This window comes from Eudoraea sp. (assembly GCF_049665975.1).
GTDB lineage: Bacteria > Bacteroidota > Bacteroidia > Flavobacteriales > Flavobacteriaceae > Eudoraea.
The window spans coordinates 1-18,619 of the sequence record NZ_JBATGR010000047.1; the positions used below are offsets into that span (position 1 = coordinate 1).

Genomic DNA, 18,619 nt, shown 5'->3' on the forward strand with positions numbered 1-18,619 from the left:
CTTTTTTCCAGCTCTAACCTATATTAAGATAGAATAACCATGCCTTTTTAATTAAATTCCAAACTACAAAAAATAATATAAACTTTTTTTATGGGAGAACTCTTTGATAACTATGAAACTCTTGATCCAAAAGATTGGCAAAAGTCTAAGGCCTTAATGCACAAAATGGTTGATGATGCTTTTGATTACACTCAAAATGTAAGAGATCGTAAAATTTGGCAAGAAATGCCCGAAAATGTTTTAAATTCTTTTAAAACCGGCTTACCTACACAACCCAGTGATGCAGAAGACGTTTATAAAGAACTTCAAATAAATGTATTACCATACCCCATGGGGAACCTTCATCCACGCTTTTGGGCCTGGTATATGGGAAGTGGTACTATATCTGGTGTTATGGGCGATTTTTGGGCATCTATCCTTAACCCAAATTTAGGAGGCGGTAACCATGCGGGTCATAAAGTTGAAGAACAGGTTGTAGACTGGATAAAAGAAATCGTTGAGTTTCCAAAATCTGCCAGCGGACTTTTGGTGAGTGGTGGTTCAATGGCCAACTATGCTGCGATGGCCGTAGCCAGAAATGTAAAAGCGGGGTACGATATCAGAACTGAAGGCCTAAAAGAAAACAACCTGGTTTTCTATGGTTCTACCGAAATTCACAGCTGTAATACCAAAGCCGTTGAACTTTTAGGGTTAGGGACCAAAGGCCTTAAAAAAATTAAGGTAAATGACGACTTCACCATAAATATCGATGCGCTCAAAAAACAAATACAGCTGGATAAGGAGGCTGGATTACGGCCAATATGCATTATTGGTACTTCTGGTACGGTTAACACTGGTGCCATTGATGATTTGGATGCAATAGCCAATATTTGTAAACAAGAAAACCTGTGGTTTCATGTAGATGGCGCTATTGGTGCTATAGCAATGTTGTCCGATATAATTAAACCCCAATTAAAAGGTATTGAACGCGCAGATTCTGTAGCTTTAGATTTGCACAAATGGTTACATATGCCTTTTGAGGTTGGTTGTGTAGTTGTAAAAGACAGTGAAGGCCATAAAGACACCTTTTCTTTAATTCCGGAATATTTAGAAAAAAATACGAGGGGATTGGCATCTGGTGAAAATTGGTTTAGCGAATATGGCCTGCAACTCTCCAGGCGTTTTAGAGCACTAAAAGTATGGATGTCATTAAAAGAGCACGGGAGCGAGCGTTTTGGAAGAATGATATCAAGAAATGTTGACCAGGCCTATTACCTGGGAGCGCTCGTAAATCAACACCAGGACTTGGAACTCATAGCCCCTATTGGTATGGACATTGTTTGTTTTAGATACAATCCCGGTTCGCTATCACTCGATGAATTAAATGCACTGAATAAGGAAATTAAATTGCAAATTGAAGAGCGCGCCATTGCGCTTCCCGGTTACACCACAATTAATGGTATGTACTGTATCCGCTGTGCTATTTCCAGTCATCGTGTCACCAATGAAGATTTTGATGAATTGGTAAAAAGTGTATTCATTATTGGGAAGGAGCTACTCCCTTAGTTAGTTCATTTTAGGGTAATTATCGATTTACGCCTTTGAAGTACTTGTTGCAACCCTAATTTTAAGTAAGAAAACAGTAAATTTAGCTTTAGTAAAAAACCAACATTTATGAGATTACAAAATACTACTTTCTGGAGGATATCGCTATTCTTCCTTATTTTAACTTCCTGCACCAGTCCAAAAAAAGAAGGCGCTACCCTACTCATTTATGGGGGTCCGATCTATACTGTGGATACCATTCAATCAACCGTGGAAGCAGTAGCCACAAAAGACAATAAGATTCTTTTTGCCGGTAGTCTTGCGGATGCCGAAAAATATAAAGATGATCAGACACAATTAATTGATTTAGAGGGCAAAACCATGACTCCCGGTCTAATAGAAGGTCACGGACATTTCATGGGATTGGGATATAATGAATTGAATCTTGACCTCATGAATACTTCGAGCTATCAGGAAATAATTGATGCCGTAGCTGCAGCAGTTGAAAAAGCCGAACCGGGGGAATGGATTACAGGGAGAGGATGGCATCAAAGTAAATGGACAGAAATGCCTTCCGATACAGTAAATGGCTTTCAAACGCATTACAGACTCAGTGAGGTTTCCCCAGACAATCCGGTGTACCTGCGCCATGCAAGTGGCCATGCCGGTTTTGCTAATGCCGCTGCGATGGATATTGCGGGTCTGCTAATTTTGCCCAAAGACGGAATAAACAAATTCGAAGTAAAGGGTGGTGAAGTAATGCGCGATCAGCTGGGAAGACCAACGGGCATTTTCAATGAACGTGCCCAGGGTTTGATAACCAAACATATTCCCGAAAGTACCCCTGAAAAAGATGCCAAAGCTTTTGAATTGGCAGTAGCCGCCTGTCACAGAAATGGCATTACCGGTTTTCATGATGCGGGTATTGGAAGGGAGACTATTGCCCTATATGAAAAAATGAAAACCGAGGGTAAAATGAAAGCCCGTCTTTATGTGATGCTCACAGGTTGGGACAAAGAATTACTTAATGAATGGTATGAAAAAGGTCCCTTAATAGATCCTGCCCATTTGCTAACTATTCGCTCGGTAAAATTGAATTGTGATGGAGCCCTGGGCTCTCGAGGGGCCTGGTTATTGGAACAATACACAGACAGACCCGGGCATTTTGGCCTCGAAACCTTGCCTATGGCGTTTGTGAAAGAAACCGCTTTAAATGGATTACAACATGGTTTTCAGGTTTGCTCACATGCCATAGGAGATAGGGCCAACAGGGAAATTCTAGACCGATATGAAGTCGCTTTTGATGAATTACCTGACCTTGCAACTGATCACAGGTTTAGAATAGAGCATGCTCAGCATTTACATCCGGATGATATACCACGCTTTGCCCAGTTAGGTGTGATACCTGCCATGCAGGCAGTACACCTGTCTTCAGACAGACCCTGGGCCATAGATCGTTTGGGCGAGCAACGAATCCAAGAAGGAGCTTATATGTGGCAGGCCTTATTACAAAGTGGGATCCCGATTGTAAATGGCACCGATGTGCCTGTAGAACCTTTGAATCCTATAGCCAGTTTGTATGCCAGTGTAAGTCGAAAGACCTTAAAAGGCTCGCCAGAAGGCGGTTATGAACCGGAGCAGAAAATGACCAGAGAGCAGGCTCTTAGATCATATACCCTGGATGCTGCTTACGGCGCTTTTGAGGAAAACATTAAAGGTTCTATTACGGTAGGCAAACTAGCCGATTTTACTATTTATAGCCAGGATTTAATGACGGTAGCGGAAGAGGAATTCTTAAACACCGAGATAACCATGACCATTTTTGACGGAAAAGTGGTGTATCCCAAAGATTAATAAATAAATCGGGTTAAATGATAAATTTCTTTCTAGGACAGAGCGTCAAGAGGGCAGAATGAAATAGCCAACGATTTGGCTTTTGAGTGTTGAGCCAGATGAGGCGAGGCAAAGCAGACATTTTTAGCAGGACATAGCGAAAGCTATGGGCCAGATATTGCGCTTGGATAACAGCCTGCCGCGCTGCCATACAAATTTTAGACATAATCAAATTCTTTAGAGGACCGAACAGTAAGCAAAGGTCTGGTAGACCTTTGCTAGTGGGGGGCCAGGCGGTGCGTGGAAAATATATATATATTACTATGATTAAGTTCTTCAGACGAATACGCCAACAACTTCTAACTGAAAACCCGCCAATCGGGCGGGCAGGCAATTTCAGCAAATATTTCCTTTATGCCATTGATGAAATTATTCTTTTGGTTATTGGAATTTTGATCGCTTTGCAGATTAATAAGTGGAATGAGCAGCATAAAGAGCGAACCATAGACCAAGAGGTATATCCACTCTACTGAAAATATGTAGGAGTTATAAGTTAAAAAATGACCCAACTACCACCTTATAGAGTTACTTCTGTAGCTCTATCTAATATGGGGTTTTTTTTAATTGTATTGCACCTATAATTTTAGCCCTTAAAACAAGTCAAGGGCCTATTTACCTTTACAATGGTATAATGGTTGCTAGTTATTTTACTGCCGTATTGTGATCAGCTGTTGGCATGTACCCCCATAACTTCCTGGAGAGCCGCGGTGTTTACATATTGCTGAAACTTGGTGACCTTGCCCCCCTTCAGTTGCCAAATATGGCAAAGCTGTGTGTCTTGCTGCTTCCCCGTTGCCTTAAAGGTTCCGGAATACCGGCCTTCTACAATTACAGTTTCTCCGGCATCGTAAAACAAATTCGGATGCACTTCGAAGCCGTCCCATTCTACTGCCAAACGCGCAAAGAGTTGATTCAGTACAGCGTCCGGGCCAATAAACGCCTCTCCACTGGGCATATACGGATTTCCTTCGGCTTCATGCCATTCAATTTGAGGATCCATGGCGCCAAGTACGGCAGGCACGTCACCCCTTCCAAATGCTTCGTAGGCATTCTTAATTACATCTACATTGCTCATATGAATTTATTGATTAAAGGTTAATTTTAAAAAGGAATTGTCGATAAGATAATGCAATTACGACAAAATGCAAAACAATAATCTAACAACTCAAAAAAATAATTCATGCCATTGGCGAGATGGTGCAACCCTATTACTAAAAAGACCAATAGGCAATTAAAAGTCATTTCGGCTATACTATTTAAAAACTTTTCAGGAGTAATAGTTAGTAATTAAACATATCCCTTTTTTGGAAATTTCAAAGGATTAAAAAATATTTTTATTTCCTATAGAAAATTAAATTTTATTCCGATGGCTTCACCTTTGTAAAACTATATCTGGTTGTTGTGCCATTTGAGAAAAAAGCACCCTTAGTTGTAACATTAAATTTTTTGTGTCGTCTTCGGGTTAAAAGCATAAAATGAATTTACTAAAAAGTCTGATATTAACTATTCCATTATTACTGATTATTTCCTGCAATTCTAATTCAAATAAATCAAAAATAGCGAAAGTAGATATTGTCTTTCAAGCAGATACCACTAAATTTACGGAACCACAAAAACAGCTTATCGGTGAAGTGATAATTAATTCAGAAAAGGAAATTCGAAATCTTATACCGAAACTACCGGATAGTATAAAGGTTATTGTTGAAATTGTGGATTGGAATCTTGATTTTGTTGGCGGAGTTACCGGCAGGACAGAAACCAATTCCCCTCCCCTTGTAGCTATTCAGATATCAGATAAATTTCCAGGAGGAATTACTAATGCAGTTAATACTGCTTTAAAACATGTTGTTTTCCACGAATTTCATCATTTGTCTCGCGGTTGGGCAATTAAGGATAACAAATTTGAATATGGGATATCCATAGCGATGGTAAACGAAGGATTAGCCGTGGTTTTTTCTGAAGAATATACAGATCTGGCATTTGAAGCGGAAAATCCCCCACAAGAAGACGTAGCAAATAGCTGGGTTAATGAAATAATAGCATTACCTAAAGATGCAGATTATCAAAAATGGATGTTTCAACATCCCGATGGCAGAACCTCTATTGGTTACAGGACCGGAAATTTTTTGGTTAGACAAGCAATGATTAACTCAGGAAAGAACATTATAGAGTTAAGCAGCCTTATGCCAAATGAAATAATAAAACTAGCTGGCTACTAAAGCTTCTAAAAATACACACAAAAACGTATATAAAAATGGCGGTTTAACTGCTAAAAAATAAATTATATGACAATTCTAGTAGTGGGTGCAAGTGGTGCAACAGGAAGACAGTTAATTGAGCAACTTCTAATTCAGGGACATAATGTAAAGGCAGTAGTAAGATCTCCGGAAAAATTACCAGCATCATGGAAAAGTAATGAACGTTTGAAAATTATTGTGGCAAGTCTTTTAGATATGAGTGATAAAGAAATGATGGAACTGACTCTTGATTGTCATTCAATCGCATCGTGTCTAGGACATAATATAAATTGGAAAGGAATCTATGGACAACCCAGAAAACTTGTTGTAGATGCTGCTCGCAGACTATGTAATGCCATAGAAGCTAATAAACCAGAAAGCCCAATTAAATATGTTTTAATGAACACTACGGGTAATCGCAATGGTGATCTAAATGAACCTATATCGTTTGCACAAAAGTGCGTTATTGGGCTTTTAAGGTTACTTTTACCCCCTCACGTAGATAATGAACAAGCGGCCGATTATTTTCGAACCCAGGTTGGACAGAACAACCAATTTATTGAGTGGGTTACTGTACGACCAGACGGTTTAATAGATGAAGATCAAGTAACTGATTACGTAATACACCCTTCTCCAATTAGAAGTGCAATTTTTAACGCTGGCAAAACCAGTCGTATAAATGTTGGTAACTTTATGGCAAATCTAATTAGCGATGGTAATTTATGGAATAAATGGAAAGGACGAATGCCTGTAATATATAATAAGTCATCTCTAAATAATTAAACATTAATAGAAATGAAAGAAAAGGAAATAATACGGAATGGTGAGGGTGAAAACTATAACTACTCTCAGGATCATTGCTTCATCAAACTTTCTTCAAAAAGGACTAATGGTGAACTGAGCTTTGTTGAAGATACTTTAAAACCTGGATTTTATTTAGGAAGACATCACCACAAAATAATGACAGAAGTCTTTTACATTCTAAAAGGTGAAGTAGAATTAATTTTTGACGATGAATCCATCACAGCCAAGCCTGGAGACACAATTACCGTTCCTCCTAATGTTTGGCATGCTGCAAGGTGTGAAAAGGGAGGAAAAATGCTCACTATATTTAAAAATGGACAGTTTGATCTATACTTGAAAAAACTATCGAAAATGACAGAAAGTGATTTTGCAGATGCTGAATTAATGAAGTCCGTTTCAGCAGAATTTGATATATACGAAGAATAAAAACTACGAGAAATAAAAACGCTATACGACATTAACTAAGCGGTATTTTCACCTTCGCTGAAAGCTTCAGTAGTCAAAGAAAATGTATCTTATACGAATCGTAGTTGTTTCAAACACCGCCATAGCCGAACTTATCTTCAACCCTAACCCGCCAAAACACCTGCGACTCTATCTAATGTGTACATATAGAATACAATGTACTGCATAATCTGTATGCGCTAATCATCTTTGGGTATCAATAAGATATATTATCTTAGATTCCCTAAGTGATAAATAGTCAATTACGATATCCTATTGTTGTGCTTAAAGTAGAAAAATGGAAATGACGGTAACTTACGACAAATATTATCTGACGGAAAACTTGTTCGGAAAACCTTACTCAGAACTGATTTATTTTTTCTCTAAATATCCAAAAAAAGGAAAAGTTTTGGACTTAGGTTGTGGACAAGGACGAGATGCAATTCCACTAGCTCGACTGGGGTATTTCGTGATGGGAATTGACAACTCGAAAGTCGGAATAAAGCAAATGAACCTAATTGCTGATAACGAAAATTTGGGATTAACTGGAAAAGTTGCTGACATTTTTGAATTTGATAATTTTGCCGAATACGACTTCATTCTACTCGACAGTATGTTTCACTTTACAAAAAATGACAAAAAGAAAGAAACCGATTTTATCAAAAGAATAATATCCAAAATTAAAAAAGAAAGTTTACTTATTTTCTGTATTCAGGATACGGGGAAAAAAGTTAAGATTCTGAACGAAACAATTGACTTTGAGAATAAAATGAAACGCTTGATTGACCAAAAATTTGAATACATTTTTGAAGATAGCGAAACCGGACATAAATCCATAACTGATTACCGAATGGTTGTTGTTGAAAAACTAAACCACTAAGCACAACATTTTATAGTTCATAGCTGATTTAGCGAAAGCAATTAAAACGTGCGTTTTTGTAATATTTTTTGTTTGCCTATAAAGATTGCGATTAAAAAAGTTCCTAAGAATAGATATTCAAATTCAAATAATCGTTTTTAAATTTACCTTCAGGGTCCAATTTTTTACACAGCGCAATGAATTCAGGTAGTTTTTCTGCCGTATTGGGTTCAAAGAGGTTTTTGGCCTTATAAATATAATCCCATGCCCAGTTTTTGCGCAATACTATAGGTTCTGTTTCTTTTATCACTTTTTGCTTGTCCGCTTTGCAAGATGATAAAGGCACTAAGGCCGTTGCGGTAGCAAAAGTTGATGTTGTTCTTAAAAAGCCTTTTCTTTTCATTATTATGCCGTAATTATTTCGGTTCTATAATTAATTCTAAATTCTCATTAGAGCCTGTCATTTCCCAATGTCCTAAAGAGATGGGTATATTCCCAATACTATTTAAGGTATCAAAAAAGTCTTTGAGTATAAATGGTTTTTCCTCCTGTTCTAATCGTTTGGCATAGGCCGCCATGGCGTTTTCCAAAAGATACTTTCCTGTAATATAACTGGTGCCGTATCCAGGTTGACGGAGGTATAGATGCTGTTCAAAAATAAGTAACTCCTTTTCCGTTTTCATCCATCCCCTGGGCGTATACTCCGAATGTATTCCCCCCGCCTCTTCCATTGTCATTTCGTTGGCGTGCGCATATAATGACCCCAAACCTCTTGCGGCCCTCTGAGCGATCATAATATACACTATTTCCCTTGCTCTGGGACTATCATTATAAAGGCCGGCTTCCATAAAGATTTCTTCAACGGCGGTAGCTGTACCCTCGTTTCTGGAATCAAAAATATTATATAATAACGGCCCGCGACGTATTTCACTTTTATGAGGTTCAAGCTCCATCCTGGCTAATTCAAACCAATGATAAAAATGCGAATACAAAGGCCTGGGGTCATAATGTTCTCCAATTAAGAAAAAGTTTCGTTTATCCCTGGGAACATATTCCCCAAGATGTTCGCGTAAGGCAGGCTCAAAATATGGCTTTACAGTTACTATCTCCTGCTCATTTAAAAAGCTGATTAAACTATTTGCCGCATAATCTGCCAACTTATTGTAAGCTTCTGGCGAGTTAGCATCTTCTAATGCTGGTAAATCTCTATTCTTATGTTCTTCTAGTTTTAAGGAAGTCCAGGCCCTTGCCAGCTCTCTTTTCAAAATTATGACCTCATCTTCCCATGTCAAAGGAACAAGGTGTACGTTTTGAAGGTACCATGTGTAATTTTCCTTACCAATACCTGAAGGCCCGGTTTTAGAACCCGCCTTTTCCTTTAACCACAACACGAAATTATCCGTTGAAGCAATGGCTTGCTCTATGACGGATACTATTTCCTTATCAGCTTTTATTTCCCCATTTTCCTTAAATTTTTCTAGGACCTTACTTTGTTCCTGGATATCTCTGATACCCGTGATCCACAAATCTTTTGCATTTCCTGTCAAGTTCTTTCTAGCCTGTTCATTTAAGCCAGGGATTACCTTAAGGTCTTTAATTAGGCGTGTGCGTTCACTTTCGGATAAAGGATAAGTGTAGGTCCATAATTCTGTAGTTCCATGATGGGTGGGGCCTTCATGGGCAGGCACATCGCTTTTATTTGTCCAAACAGACTTATAAAAAGCCGGATCTCGTTCCCAGGGCCTGAGAACTCTACGATTAAAATCATAACCATTCATTTCTGCCCATACTATCATCCAATCAACTTGTTTAGGAACAGACCAGGAAGTAGTATCTATGGCTAGCAGTTCCACTCTTAATGCATCAAATTCGGGTTCTCTTTTCTCAAAAGCAGACAGTGTATAATCTGGTACGCCATTCAATTTAGGTGGATTTTCAAATGACCTCCATTTCGTAAACAGACTTACTAAGGCGTCATATTTATTGCTGGTGTATTCTATTTTTGAGGGCGTCTTTTCCTTTTCTTGTAAACAGCTCACAAACAGAAAAGAGATAAGAGTTATTAAAGTAAAATATTTCATATTGGCCTTGTATTTGTTATTTCTAAATATATAAATTCCTACTTCGCTTAGAAAACTCTTTCCAATTTAAATTGTTTAGACTTGTTAATGGTTAGAAAGAATAGTCTTTAGTCCCTGGCTTTTTTAATAAATTCCCTATCATCTTTAATTAAGAAACCGTTGTTGAACAATGATATTTTGCCGGGTTGCGGGTAGGCACCCCCGCCGACCAGGGCCACGTCGGTTATGGTACATAATGTGGTGGTTTTTCGAAGCCTTAATACTACCTTACTAAATACCATTACAAATTCATTCATTATCTTAGTTTACATAAGTAGCAGTTAATCAATGACTATATCTCGTTGTAAGCTTCAATTAAAAGAAAAAATCAAAAAAGAATGTATAAACCCAAATTCACTATTTGACTCAAGACAATATGGTTTTTCTCAAATAGTAATATCAAATCCAGGAAAGTTGGTTTTTATTTCTGGACGAGTTGCGTGGGATGAAAATTCAAATATTGTAAGAGGAAATGATTTGGCCAAACAAGCTCAAAAATCAATCGATAATCTAAAAAAAAAATAGCCATAGAGGCTTTAGAAATTAGCATAAACGCAGATAGTATGCTTAAATTGAGTATATTAGAATTATAAGCCAATACTAACTTAAAAAAATAAAATTATGAAATCATTAGCCGTAGTTACTTTTTTATTATTTTTTAATATTAATTTAAATGCACAAGAAAATCAGTCCGATTTAGCAAAATTAATGAGTCCTACATCAGAAGTGGTTACAATCCATGATGTAGAATTGTTGCCTGGTCAAGATGCAAAAGTGTTCGAGACTTTTGTTTTAAAAGAAATCGCGCCTATTTATAATAAAATGGAGGGACAATCATTTTCTCTGGTTAAAGGAGACCGTGGTAATCGTGTAAATCTGTACGCTTTTATTTTGTCATTTAAGAGCATTGAAGATAGAGATAGGATTTATCCACCTTCAGGAGACATGGTTGGCGATTTTGGAGAGGATGCTATTTGGCAGAAATTAAGTTCAATGGCAAAAGTCTTTTATTCACATACCGACTATGTTAAAGTAACACACTAAGTAGCTGCTAAATAAACCTTGATCAGATGCGATGGTATACTCCCCCGCTAGCTCGAGCGTGACGCGCGCACCTGAGGGGATAAAGAATTAGAAAGAAAATAACGAAAAGCTAACAATGCCTATAAGCAATTGTTGCCAATCTCCTACTCCATCTTCAAAATGAAAGACCGTCCACTACTTTTTAATTAAATTCCAAATTACAAGCTCCAAACTCCAAAAAAGAAAAATTCTTCTTATGACTTTTGGGTGCCGATAGTTATCGATTTGGTGTTTGGGATTTGGGATTTGGTACTTGGAATTTACCGTCAGCCCAACCATCCTTCCATGTCCAAACTCCGGCTCCAATGATGTAAGCTGTTCGAAGCTTTCGTTAAACCGATTTTTAAGTCTTTTATATTAATTGATTACCTTGGGAAGAACAACCTATTCCCTGAAATGATCAACTTTTTTCGTAAAATTCGTAAACAACTCGCTGATGATAACAAGCCTTTAAAATACATGAGGTATGCTTTTGGGGAGATTTTTCTTGTTGTTATTGGAATTTTGATTGCATTGCAGATCAATAATTGGAATGAAAAACGCAAAATCGAAAAACAGTTTAAAGTCACTTTAGATCGCCTTTACACATCTATTAAGGTAGATCTAGATATACTTTACTATTATCAAAATTCTATTAAGGATCAATTTGCCATGATTGAGGAGATCCTCGAAAATTCAGACAATATTGAATCCCAATTATTAATAAATATGCTCTATTATATTGAAACTGATCCGAATTCTTATAGCTCGGAAACATCGTTTCATTTGTCTAATCTTAGATTTGATCCCAATAATAAAATTCATAACAATATTGCAAAAAGAATTGCCACTTTTGTAAATAATGAATGGTGGAATGAATATTTATCAAGTAGTAATAAAGCGAGAGAAAATTTAATTGAGCCCATATTAAAAGGTTCAGACATTACATTTGTTCCAACCTCATTTGGATTCGGTCCTTCAGGCGAAGATCCACGTTATACCCATATTTTCAGTAAAAAAGATATAGAAGATGTAAGGAGTCTAATTTATTCAAGAAAATTTCAAAATGCCCTTAACACCTTAAAGCTGAACAAAACTAATCTTTCAGGCAGATTAATAACTTTATGTGAAGACAGAGAATCCATACTAAGTGATATTAAAAAATATTACCCTCAAGTACAGTTGCTTTATGAAAATATTGGCATTGTCGGTAATGCATTAGAATCAGGATGGTTTAAGTCTGTCCCCATGACTCTTATTGATGAAAAGGAGGAAATCTGGGAAATAAAAATTCAACTTAGTCAAGGCCGATTCAAGTTTAGGGCTAATGAAAGTTGGGCACAAAATTGGGGCGAAGATTCTTATTCCCCAGGAAGTCTTCAAATGAATGGTAAGGATATTCATGTAGAGGAAGGCTTTTATCATATCAGAATCAACTTAAGTAATAACGAGTATTTTGTTAAAAGGCTTTAGAAAAGTGTTGATGATTAATTTTTGCGAAGAATACGACAACGTTTGTTTTATGTGCTCACTTTCCCGATTTCTACTAAAACGAATCAACCTTTATTGAATATAGAAGCATGATTTAAAGTCACGTATAAAAATTCAGTACCTTAGGTAGAACAACCCAACACTTCCTATGATCGGTTTCTTCAGAAAAATCCGTAAACAACTTGCTGATGACAACAAGCCTTTAAAATACATGAGGTATGCTATTGGAGAGATTGTACTGGTTGTGATTGGAATTTTGATTGCGTTACAAATCAATAATTGGAATGAGACAAAAAAAACACTTAAAAAAGAAACGATTTTGCTTGTAGAACTAAAATCTAATCTTGAAACCAATTTGATGAGACTAGGACAGGATATTAAAATTCAAAATAAAGGAGCTTGGTGCATAGATTACTTAATTGATCATTTTGAAAATAAGAGACCATTCAACGATTCGATAGCTAAATATTTGCAGGAAGGTAATTATGCCCCAGACGTAATTCTGACTTCTTCAAGTTTTGAAACGCTTAAATCAACTGGATTGGATTTAATTAAATCAGATTCATTAAGGCAAGAAATTATAAATTTATTCGAAGTAACTTATCCCTATCTAATTCAAGAAACCAAACGCATTGAAGATCAGGTTTGGCCTGTAGCGGTCGTTCCGATATTTCAAAAACACTTAAGAATGAAAAAAGGAAGATGGTTTCCTAACAATTATGAAGCAATGCTCAAAGATGATGAGTTTCTTAATATGTGGAGTTTTAGATTGGAATTAAGACAAAATTCTACTATTAGTAAAAGAAGAGCAGTGAAAGAAACAAATGATGTTATTGGAATGATACAAGATGAATTAATAAAAAGAGGTAAGTAGAAAAAAGGTTCATGGCAATAAAACTAATTGAATGCTAAGTAGTTCTGCAATTAATAGCTTTCAATCTCCAACGCTATTGAGTATTAAGAAAAACCAACCACTACCTCAGCTGTTACTCTCTAGAATGTGGAGGTCAAATAACTATCTGGAAATCTTACCCTGATACCTGATGAAAATCATTGCCCCAGCCAGAAGGGTTGCGTAAATTTTAGATTGGATTAGAATCTAAATTTTTTGATACAAAATCTAACGTCCTGCAGACTCCCGATAGTTATCGGGATGGTTGACATAACCTCTAGCGGATGTCTTGAAAATATCTTTAGAAACTATGATTAAGTTCTTTCGACGGATTCGCAAACAACTATTAACAGAAAACCCGCCGATCGGGCGGGCAGGCAAATTCAGTTCACATCTTATTTATACAACTAGAGAAATCTTGATCGTTCTCATAGGAATTTTGATTGCTATACAAATCAATAATTATAATGAAGAACAAAAATTATTAAAAATAGAGATAAATATGCTTGCCGGGTTAAGATTCGAATTAGTTTCAAACCTCCGAGAACTAAATCACGATTTTAATGATCAACAGAATTTTTATCAGGCCACAAAAAACGTACATGATTATATTCAAAAAAAGCCGTTAGTAGTAGATTCGATGTATAAAGATTTTTTTGATTGTTTTCGATTCAATTATTTTTTTCCAGAAACTTCTACTTACGAAACAATAAAATCTGGTAATCTTGACATTATTAGATCTGACAAACTAAAGAAACTTATTATTAAAGTTTATGAATCAGATTATCAAAGACTTATAAAAAAAATTGATACACGACGTAATGCGGCTCAACTTCTTTTCCCTTATTACCAAAAGCATTTTAGGATCAAAAATCTATCGGAAATCGATATATATGCCGGAATTTACCTCGCAGACAGAAAAGCCATTGCTATTCCCAATGACTACGCATTTTTAGTCAATGATTCTGAATATGAAACATTAATTATAGAAGCTCTTTTTGGAAGAAGTCATTTCCTCCATGATTATAATAATGCTATAAATGATGTCAAAGAATGCATTACTGAGATTGATAGATATCTAATGAATTTGGATTGAATACAAAAAATATTAAAACAGTAATTGTATATAATGAGCCCCACCCTTTGTAAAATTGAAACTTAAGACCAGAGACTTGTATAAGCCATTAAAACGGCTCATAGCTGCCTACCAACCAAAGGCTGGGAAGCTTTTAAAAAAATTAGGTTGCCCGGGGATCATAGATAGCCGTTGCATTAATGAGTTTATTGAATTTTCTTATTCGAATTACATGCTATTACCGCAACCATCATATTTTGATAGTGATTTGAAGTACAAGTTGGAAGTACGAAGTTTGAAGTTGCCGGTTTGAAGTTCAATTTTTATACTTGTTCTATTAATTTATATTGTGTATATTTAAGTTAATAAAATGTAAGTTATGTATTACAATATAAATTTGAAAAATAAATGTATTTTCATCTTATTAGCCCTTGTTCAGATTGGTTTTGCCCAGGATAATGAAAATATTGTTATTGGCAGAGTTACCAATGGAATATCTCCTTTAAAGAATGTAGAAGTTCAAATTTCTGATGCTTCAACTAACACATCAACTGATGAAAATGGATATTATCAAATTAAGGCTTCACCATTAGATATTTTGGTGTTTAGTTATATGGGAATGAAAGATGAAGAAATAGTTGTGGAAGATGTTACAACTAGATTAAACATTGTAATGAAAATGCAGATTGAAGAACTTGATGAAGTTAAAGTTACTAATAGGATAGATCGTAGGAGCCAGGACTATATGCGCCATCAATACGCAAGGGATGAGCGTATTATTAACACTGCATTGGGTTATGTTCATAAGGACTACTTAGGATCTTCCGCATACATTGTTGGTGGTGAGAATTTGAACCCGGGTGCAGTAGATATACTAACGGCCTTGCGGGGAAAGGTACCTAATTTACGTATTGGAACTGTTAAAGGTTCTGATGGCCGTACAACCGAAAGGGCTGTTTTTCTGAGAGGAAGATCTTCAATAAACAATCCTGCACCTGCTATTTATGATGTTGATGGAATAGTTATGACACAAGCACCGCTATTCTTAATAATACAAAATGTTGAAAGAGTTGCTGTAATACCCAGTCTATTAGCTACAGGCAGATATGGCCCTTTAGCGGTTGGCGGAGTTATTATAATTAATACCAGAGGGACAAATATCGTAAGAGAACCAGGTACCAATTCATTATATGATTATGCTAAATTGAGGGATAATATCTATGAGGATGATGCTCTTGATCAGGAAGGTGTTTTAAGAAATTCTCCCAGTTACTTAAAAGACCTTTATGGAAGTACTAATCTCGCAGAGGCTAAAAAGCACTATGAGCATTATGCGATAACCTTAAAAACCGACCCATACTTTATTCTGGATTCCTATTTATTTTTCTCAGCAAAAGAAGCCCGAGATTATGCAACGGAACTATTGCAGCAAAATATCGGACTTTTTAAAAATGCAGTTCAATGTAAGGCTTTGGCTTATGCGCTGGAAGTAACGGATAAACCCGATTTGGCCAATGAATATTATAAAAAAATATTTTTGATGCGCCCAGGTTATGCGCAATCTTACCGGGACCTTGCCAATAACTATGTAGCAACCGGTAATTATAAAAGGGCTGCTAATTTATATGTACGTTATCTGCACCTCATTAATGAAGGGTTTTTTCCAAAAGATAAAAGCGGTATAAGTGGTATAGTGAAAGAGGAATTTATGAATCTGCTAACCCAGCATAAAAGTGTTATTTCAGAAAATTCCGGTTTAGTTTTACCTCCAAAGGATATAACGAGGCAAGAAGGAACAAGAATCCTTGTTGAATGGAATGACAGTGAAGCAGAATTTGATTTACAATTCGTTCACCCCGAGAAACAATATTTTACCTGGGAACATACCACTAAAAGTAATCCGGACAGGATCAGAGATGAGAAAATCAAAGGGTACTCCTCAGAAGAATTCTTTATATATGAACCGCTACCGGAAGATTGGCAGGTAAATGTATCCTACAAAGGCAATAAAAAATTAACCGCCACATATTTAAAGTTAACGGTTTATAGGAATTATAATACGCCTTCGCAAAGAGCAATTTCCAAATTGTACAGGTTACGGCTTAAAGACGTGAATCAGCAATTGTTAGACTTTTCAGAGGTAATGAGCCTTCCATAGCAGCGTAATTTAAAAGAGGAAATTGGATTACCGGAGGCTCATGGATATTAGTTGCACTGCTTGGAGGATTGAATGCTATTATTCTTAGACATCCTATATTACCCAAAACCTTCCTTTACTGTAGGCAATTTGAAGTGCGAAGTTGGAAGTTCAGATTTTATACTTCTGCTATTACGTTAAATTGCATATATTTAAGTTAAAAAGTGTAAGTAATGTATTACAATATGAAAAATAATTGGATTTTGATCTTATTTGCCTTTGTTCAAATCAGTTTTGCCCAGGATAATGAAAATTTGGTTTTTGGAAGAGTTACAGATGGCACATCGCCCATTGAGAATGTAACTGTTAAGGTTTCTGATACGTCAAACGGCACAATAACGGATGAAAATGGATATTATCAGATTAAGGCTTCGCCATTAGATATTTTGGTGTTTAGTTATATGGGAATGAAAGATGAAGAGATCATCGTGGAGGATGTTACAAGCAGACTAAACATCGTTATGGAAATGAAAATTGAAGAACTTGATGAGGTTAAGGTTGTAAAGAGGATAAATCGCAGGAGCCAGGACTATTTGCGCCATCAATACGCAAGGGATAAGGGGATTATTAACACTGCATTCGGTTATATTCACAAGAACTACTTAGGAACTTCCGCGTACATTGTTGGCAGTGAGAATTTGAACCCTGGTGCAGTAGATATACTTACTGCCTTGCGGGGAAAGATACCTAATTTACGTATCGGAAATGTCGGAGGAATTAATGGCTTCTCAACCGAAAGGGCTGCTTTTCTGAGAGGAAGATCTTCGATAAACAATCCTGCACCGGCTATTTTTGATGTTGATGGAATAGTTATGACGCAAGCACCGTTGTACTTAAATATACAAAACATTGATAGAGTAACTGTTATACCCAGTATTTTAGCAGTAGGCAGATATGGTCCTATAGCCGGTGGAGGAGTTATTATAATCAATACCATAGGCACAAATATCGTAAGAGAACCAGGTACCAATTTATTATATGATTATGCTAAATTGAGGGATAATATCTATCAGGATGATGCTCTTGATCAGGAAGGTGTTTTAAGAAATTCTCCCAGTTACTTAAAAGACCTTTATGGAAGTACTAATCTCACAGAGGCTAAAAAGCACTATGAGCATTATGCGATAACCTTAAAAACCGACCCATACTTTATTCTGGATTCCTATTTATTTTTCTCAGCAAAAGAAGCCCGAGATTATGCAATGGAACTATTACAGCAAAATATCGGACTTTTTAAAAATGCAGTTCAATGTAAGGCTTTGGCTTATGCCCTGGAAGTGTCTGATAAGCCTGAATTGGCAACTGAATTTTATAAAAAAATATTTTGGTTACGACCAAGTTACGCGCAATCCTACCGTGATCTCACCAACAATTATGTAGTAACTGGTAATTATAAAAGAGCTGCAAATTTGCATGTTCGGTATCTGCACCTTATTAATGAAGGCTTTTTCCCAGGGGATAATAAAGGTATAAACAGAATCGTAAAAGAGGAGTTTAAGAATTTGTTATTACTGCATAAAAAAGATATTTCAGAAAATCCTGATTTAGTTTTTTCAAATATGAATACATCGAGACAAGAAAGAACCAGAATCCTTTTTGAATGGAATGATAGTGAGGCAGAATTTGATTTGCAATTCGTTAACCCGGATAAGCAATATTTCACCTGGGAACATACCAATAAAAGTAATCCTGACAGGATTAGAGATGAAAAAATTAGAGGGTATTCATCCGAAGAATTCTTCATTTATGAGCCTTTTCCAAGGGATTGGCAGATTAACGTGACGTATAAGGGCAATAAAAAATTAACTTCCACATATTTAAAGCTTACGGTTTATACGAATTATAATAAACGTTCACAAAAATCATTTTCTAAATTATACAGGATACAACTTAAAAATGTAAATCAGAAATTGTTAGACTTCTCAGAAGTTATGACACTTCCATAATAGTGCAAACTACAAGATAAAATTGGGAATTGTTTTCGGATTGATGAATAGCGCCTCCAGCGTTATGCTCTTTTT

17 protein-coding genes and 1 pseudogene are annotated in these 18,619 nt (G+C 36.3%); 14 read left to right on the top strand and 4 right to left on the bottom strand.

Going from position 1 to position 18,619, the window contains the following annotated elements; all coding sequences use genetic code 11:
• The first annotated feature begins 90 nt into the window (after window positions 1-90).
• The 3 genes from WBN20_RS01860 (at window position 91) to WBN20_RS01870 (ending at window position 3,890) form a co-directional block, all read left to right on the top strand.
• A complete protein-coding gene (locus WBN20_RS01860; protein WP_424280502.1) occupies window positions 91-1,545 on the top strand; it encodes a pyridoxal phosphate-dependent decarboxylase family protein in 1,455 nt (484 codons plus the stop codon).
• Window positions 1,546-1,653: 108 nt separating this feature from the next.
• Window positions 1,654-3,378 carry an amidohydrolase gene (locus WBN20_RS01865; protein WP_424280503.1) on the top strand — a complete coding sequence of 575 codons (1,725 nt, stop codon included), beginning with the start codon at window positions 1,654-1,656 and terminating at the stop codon, window positions 3,376-3,378.
• Between the two features lie 302 nt (window positions 3,379-3,680).
• Window positions 3,681-3,890 (top strand): DUF6090 family protein, encoded by a 210-nt coding sequence (locus tag WBN20_RS01870; RefSeq protein WP_424280504.1) that lies wholly within the window; start codon window positions 3,681-3,683, stop codon window positions 3,888-3,890.
• Window positions 3,891-4,081: 191 nt separating this feature from the next.
• On the opposite strand, the gene WBN20_RS01875 is transcribed toward WBN20_RS01870, so the two are convergent.
• Window positions 4,082-4,492, bottom strand: a complete 411-nt coding sequence (locus tag WBN20_RS01875; protein WP_424280505.1) for a nuclear transport factor 2 family protein — start codon at window positions 4,490-4,492, stop codon at window positions 4,082-4,084.
• A 400-nt stretch (window positions 4,493-4,892) separates the two neighbouring features.
• Here WBN20_RS01875 and WBN20_RS01880 point away from each other — a divergent pair, with 400 nt between their 5' ends.
• The 4 genes from WBN20_RS01880 (at window position 4,893) to WBN20_RS01895 (ending at window position 7,782) form a co-directional block, all read left to right on the top strand.
• Window positions 4,893-5,636 (top strand): DUF2268 domain-containing putative Zn-dependent protease, encoded by a 744-nt coding sequence (locus WBN20_RS01880; protein WP_424280506.1) that lies wholly within the window; start codon window positions 4,893-4,895, stop codon window positions 5,634-5,636.
• A gap of 66 nt (window positions 5,637-5,702) precedes the next feature.
• Complete coding sequence (locus WBN20_RS01885; RefSeq protein WP_424275845.1) at window positions 5,703-6,437, top strand: NAD(P)-dependent oxidoreductase; 735 nt, start codon at window positions 5,703-5,705, stop codon at window positions 6,435-6,437.
• Between the two features lie 12 nt (window positions 6,438-6,449).
• The gene (locus WBN20_RS01890) at window positions 6,450-6,884 is read left to right on the top strand and encodes a cupin domain-containing protein (protein WP_424280507.1); all 435 of its coding nucleotides are present in this window, start codon (window positions 6,450-6,452) and stop codon (window positions 6,882-6,884) included.
• Window positions 6,885-7,200: 316 nt separating this feature from the next.
• Window positions 7,201-7,782 (top strand): class I SAM-dependent methyltransferase, encoded by a 582-nt coding sequence (locus WBN20_RS01895; protein WP_424275846.1) that lies wholly within the window; start codon window positions 7,201-7,203, stop codon window positions 7,780-7,782.
• Between the two features lie 103 nt (window positions 7,783-7,885).
• Here WBN20_RS01895 and WBN20_RS01900 read toward each other — a convergent pair whose 3' ends face one another.
• From WBN20_RS01900 to WBN20_RS01910, 3 genes and pseudogenes are all read right to left on the bottom strand, one after another.
• The gene (locus WBN20_RS01900; RefSeq protein ID WP_424280508.1) at window positions 7,886-8,164 is read right to left on the bottom strand and encodes a hypothetical protein; all 279 of its coding nucleotides are present in this window, start codon (window positions 8,162-8,164) and stop codon (window positions 7,886-7,888) included.
• Window positions 8,165-8,177: 13 nt separating this feature from the next.
• Window positions 8,178-9,842, bottom strand: coding sequence for a hypothetical protein (locus tag WBN20_RS01905; protein ID WP_424280509.1), 1,665 nt, complete (start codon window positions 9,840-9,842; stop codon window positions 8,178-8,180).
• A 116-nt stretch (window positions 9,843-9,958) separates the two neighbouring features.
• Window positions 9,959-10,072 (bottom strand): annotated as a pseudogene (locus WBN20_RS01910) (ATP-binding protein); the annotation flags it as partial.
• 97 nt (window positions 10,073-10,169) lie between these two features.
• On the opposite strand from WBN20_RS01910, the gene WBN20_RS01915 reads away from it, so the two are divergent.
• The 7 genes from WBN20_RS01915 (at window position 10,170) to WBN20_RS01945 (ending at window position 18,544) form a co-directional block, all read left to right on the top strand.
• Window positions 10,170-10,406 carry a hypothetical protein gene (locus WBN20_RS01915; protein WP_424280510.1) on the top strand — a complete coding sequence of 79 codons (237 nt, stop codon included), beginning with the start codon at window positions 10,170-10,172 and terminating at the stop codon, window positions 10,404-10,406.
• A gap of 96 nt (window positions 10,407-10,502) precedes the next feature.
• Window positions 10,503-10,925, top strand: a complete 423-nt coding sequence (locus WBN20_RS01920) for a hypothetical protein (protein ID WP_424280511.1) — start codon at window positions 10,503-10,505, stop codon at window positions 10,923-10,925.
• A 435-nt stretch (window positions 10,926-11,360) separates the two neighbouring features.
• Complete coding sequence (locus tag WBN20_RS01925; RefSeq protein WP_424280512.1) at window positions 11,361-12,416, top strand: DUF6090 family protein; 1,056 nt, start codon at window positions 11,361-11,363, stop codon at window positions 12,414-12,416.
• A gap of 166 nt (window positions 12,417-12,582) precedes the next feature.
• Entirely contained in the window at window positions 12,583-13,308 is a 726-nt protein-coding gene (locus tag WBN20_RS01930; RefSeq protein ID WP_424280513.1) for a DUF6090 family protein, read from the top strand.
• A 307-nt stretch (window positions 13,309-13,615) separates the two neighbouring features.
• Window positions 13,616-14,422: a DUF6090 family protein gene (locus WBN20_RS01935; RefSeq protein ID WP_424280514.1), complete on the top strand. Its 807-nt coding sequence runs from the start codon at window positions 13,616-13,618 to the stop codon at window positions 14,420-14,422.
• Window positions 14,423-14,780: 358 nt separating this feature from the next.
• Window positions 14,781-16,559 carry a carboxypeptidase-like regulatory domain-containing protein gene (locus tag WBN20_RS01940; protein WP_424280515.1) on the top strand — a complete coding sequence of 593 codons (1,779 nt, stop codon included), beginning with the start codon at window positions 14,781-14,783 and terminating at the stop codon, window positions 16,557-16,559.
• Window positions 16,560-16,783: 224 nt separating this feature from the next.
• Window positions 16,784-18,544, top strand: a complete 1,761-nt coding sequence (locus WBN20_RS01945; protein ID WP_424280516.1) for a carboxypeptidase-like regulatory domain-containing protein — start codon at window positions 16,784-16,786, stop codon at window positions 18,542-18,544.
• The last annotated feature ends 75 nt before the right edge of the window (window positions 18,545-18,619 follow it).

Bases quoted from the DNA above. Each gene is read 5' to 3' on its own strand.
- WBN20_RS01860 (WP_424280502.1), top strand. From the start codon at position 91: ATGGGAGAACTCTTTGATAACTATGAAACTCTTGATCCAAAAGATTGG.
- WBN20_RS01865 (WP_424280503.1), top strand. From the start codon at position 1,654: ATGAGATTACAAAATACTACTTTCTGGAGGATATCGCTATTCTTCCTT.
- WBN20_RS01870 (WP_424280504.1), top strand. From the start codon at position 3,681: ATGATTAAGTTCTTCAGACGAATACGCCAACAACTTCTAACTGAAAAC.
- WBN20_RS01875 (WP_424280505.1), bottom strand. From the start codon at position 4,492: ATGAGCAATGTAGATGTAATTAAGAATGCCTACGAAGCATTTGGAAGG.
- WBN20_RS01880 (WP_424280506.1), top strand. From the start codon at position 4,893: ATGAATTTACTAAAAAGTCTGATATTAACTATTCCATTATTACTGATT.
- WBN20_RS01885 (WP_424275845.1), top strand. From the start codon at position 5,703: ATGACAATTCTAGTAGTGGGTGCAAGTGGTGCAACAGGAAGACAGTTA.
- WBN20_RS01890 (WP_424280507.1), top strand. From the start codon at position 6,450: ATGAAAGAAAAGGAAATAATACGGAATGGTGAGGGTGAAAACTATAAC.
- WBN20_RS01895 (WP_424275846.1), top strand. From the start codon at position 7,201: ATGGAAATGACGGTAACTTACGACAAATATTATCTGACGGAAAACTTG.
- WBN20_RS01900 (WP_424280508.1), bottom strand. From the start codon at position 8,164: ATGAAAAGAAAAGGCTTTTTAAGAACAACATCAACTTTTGCTACCGCA.
- WBN20_RS01905 (WP_424280509.1), bottom strand. From the start codon at position 9,842: ATGAAATATTTTACTTTAATAACTCTTATCTCTTTTCTGTTTGTGAGC.
- WBN20_RS01915 (WP_424280510.1), top strand. From the start codon at position 10,170: ATGACTATATCTCGTTGTAAGCTTCAATTAAAAGAAAAAATCAAAAAA.
- WBN20_RS01920 (WP_424280511.1), top strand. From the start codon at position 10,503: ATGAAATCATTAGCCGTAGTTACTTTTTTATTATTTTTTAATATTAAT.
- WBN20_RS01925 (WP_424280512.1), top strand. From the start codon at position 11,361: ATGATCAACTTTTTTCGTAAAATTCGTAAACAACTCGCTGATGATAAC.
- WBN20_RS01930 (WP_424280513.1), top strand. From the start codon at position 12,583: ATGATCGGTTTCTTCAGAAAAATCCGTAAACAACTTGCTGATGACAAC.
- WBN20_RS01940 (WP_424280515.1), top strand. From the start codon at position 14,781: ATGTATTACAATATAAATTTGAAAAATAAATGTATTTTCATCTTATTA.
- WBN20_RS01945 (WP_424280516.1), top strand. From the start codon at position 16,784: ATGAAAAATAATTGGATTTTGATCTTATTTGCCTTTGTTCAAATCAGT.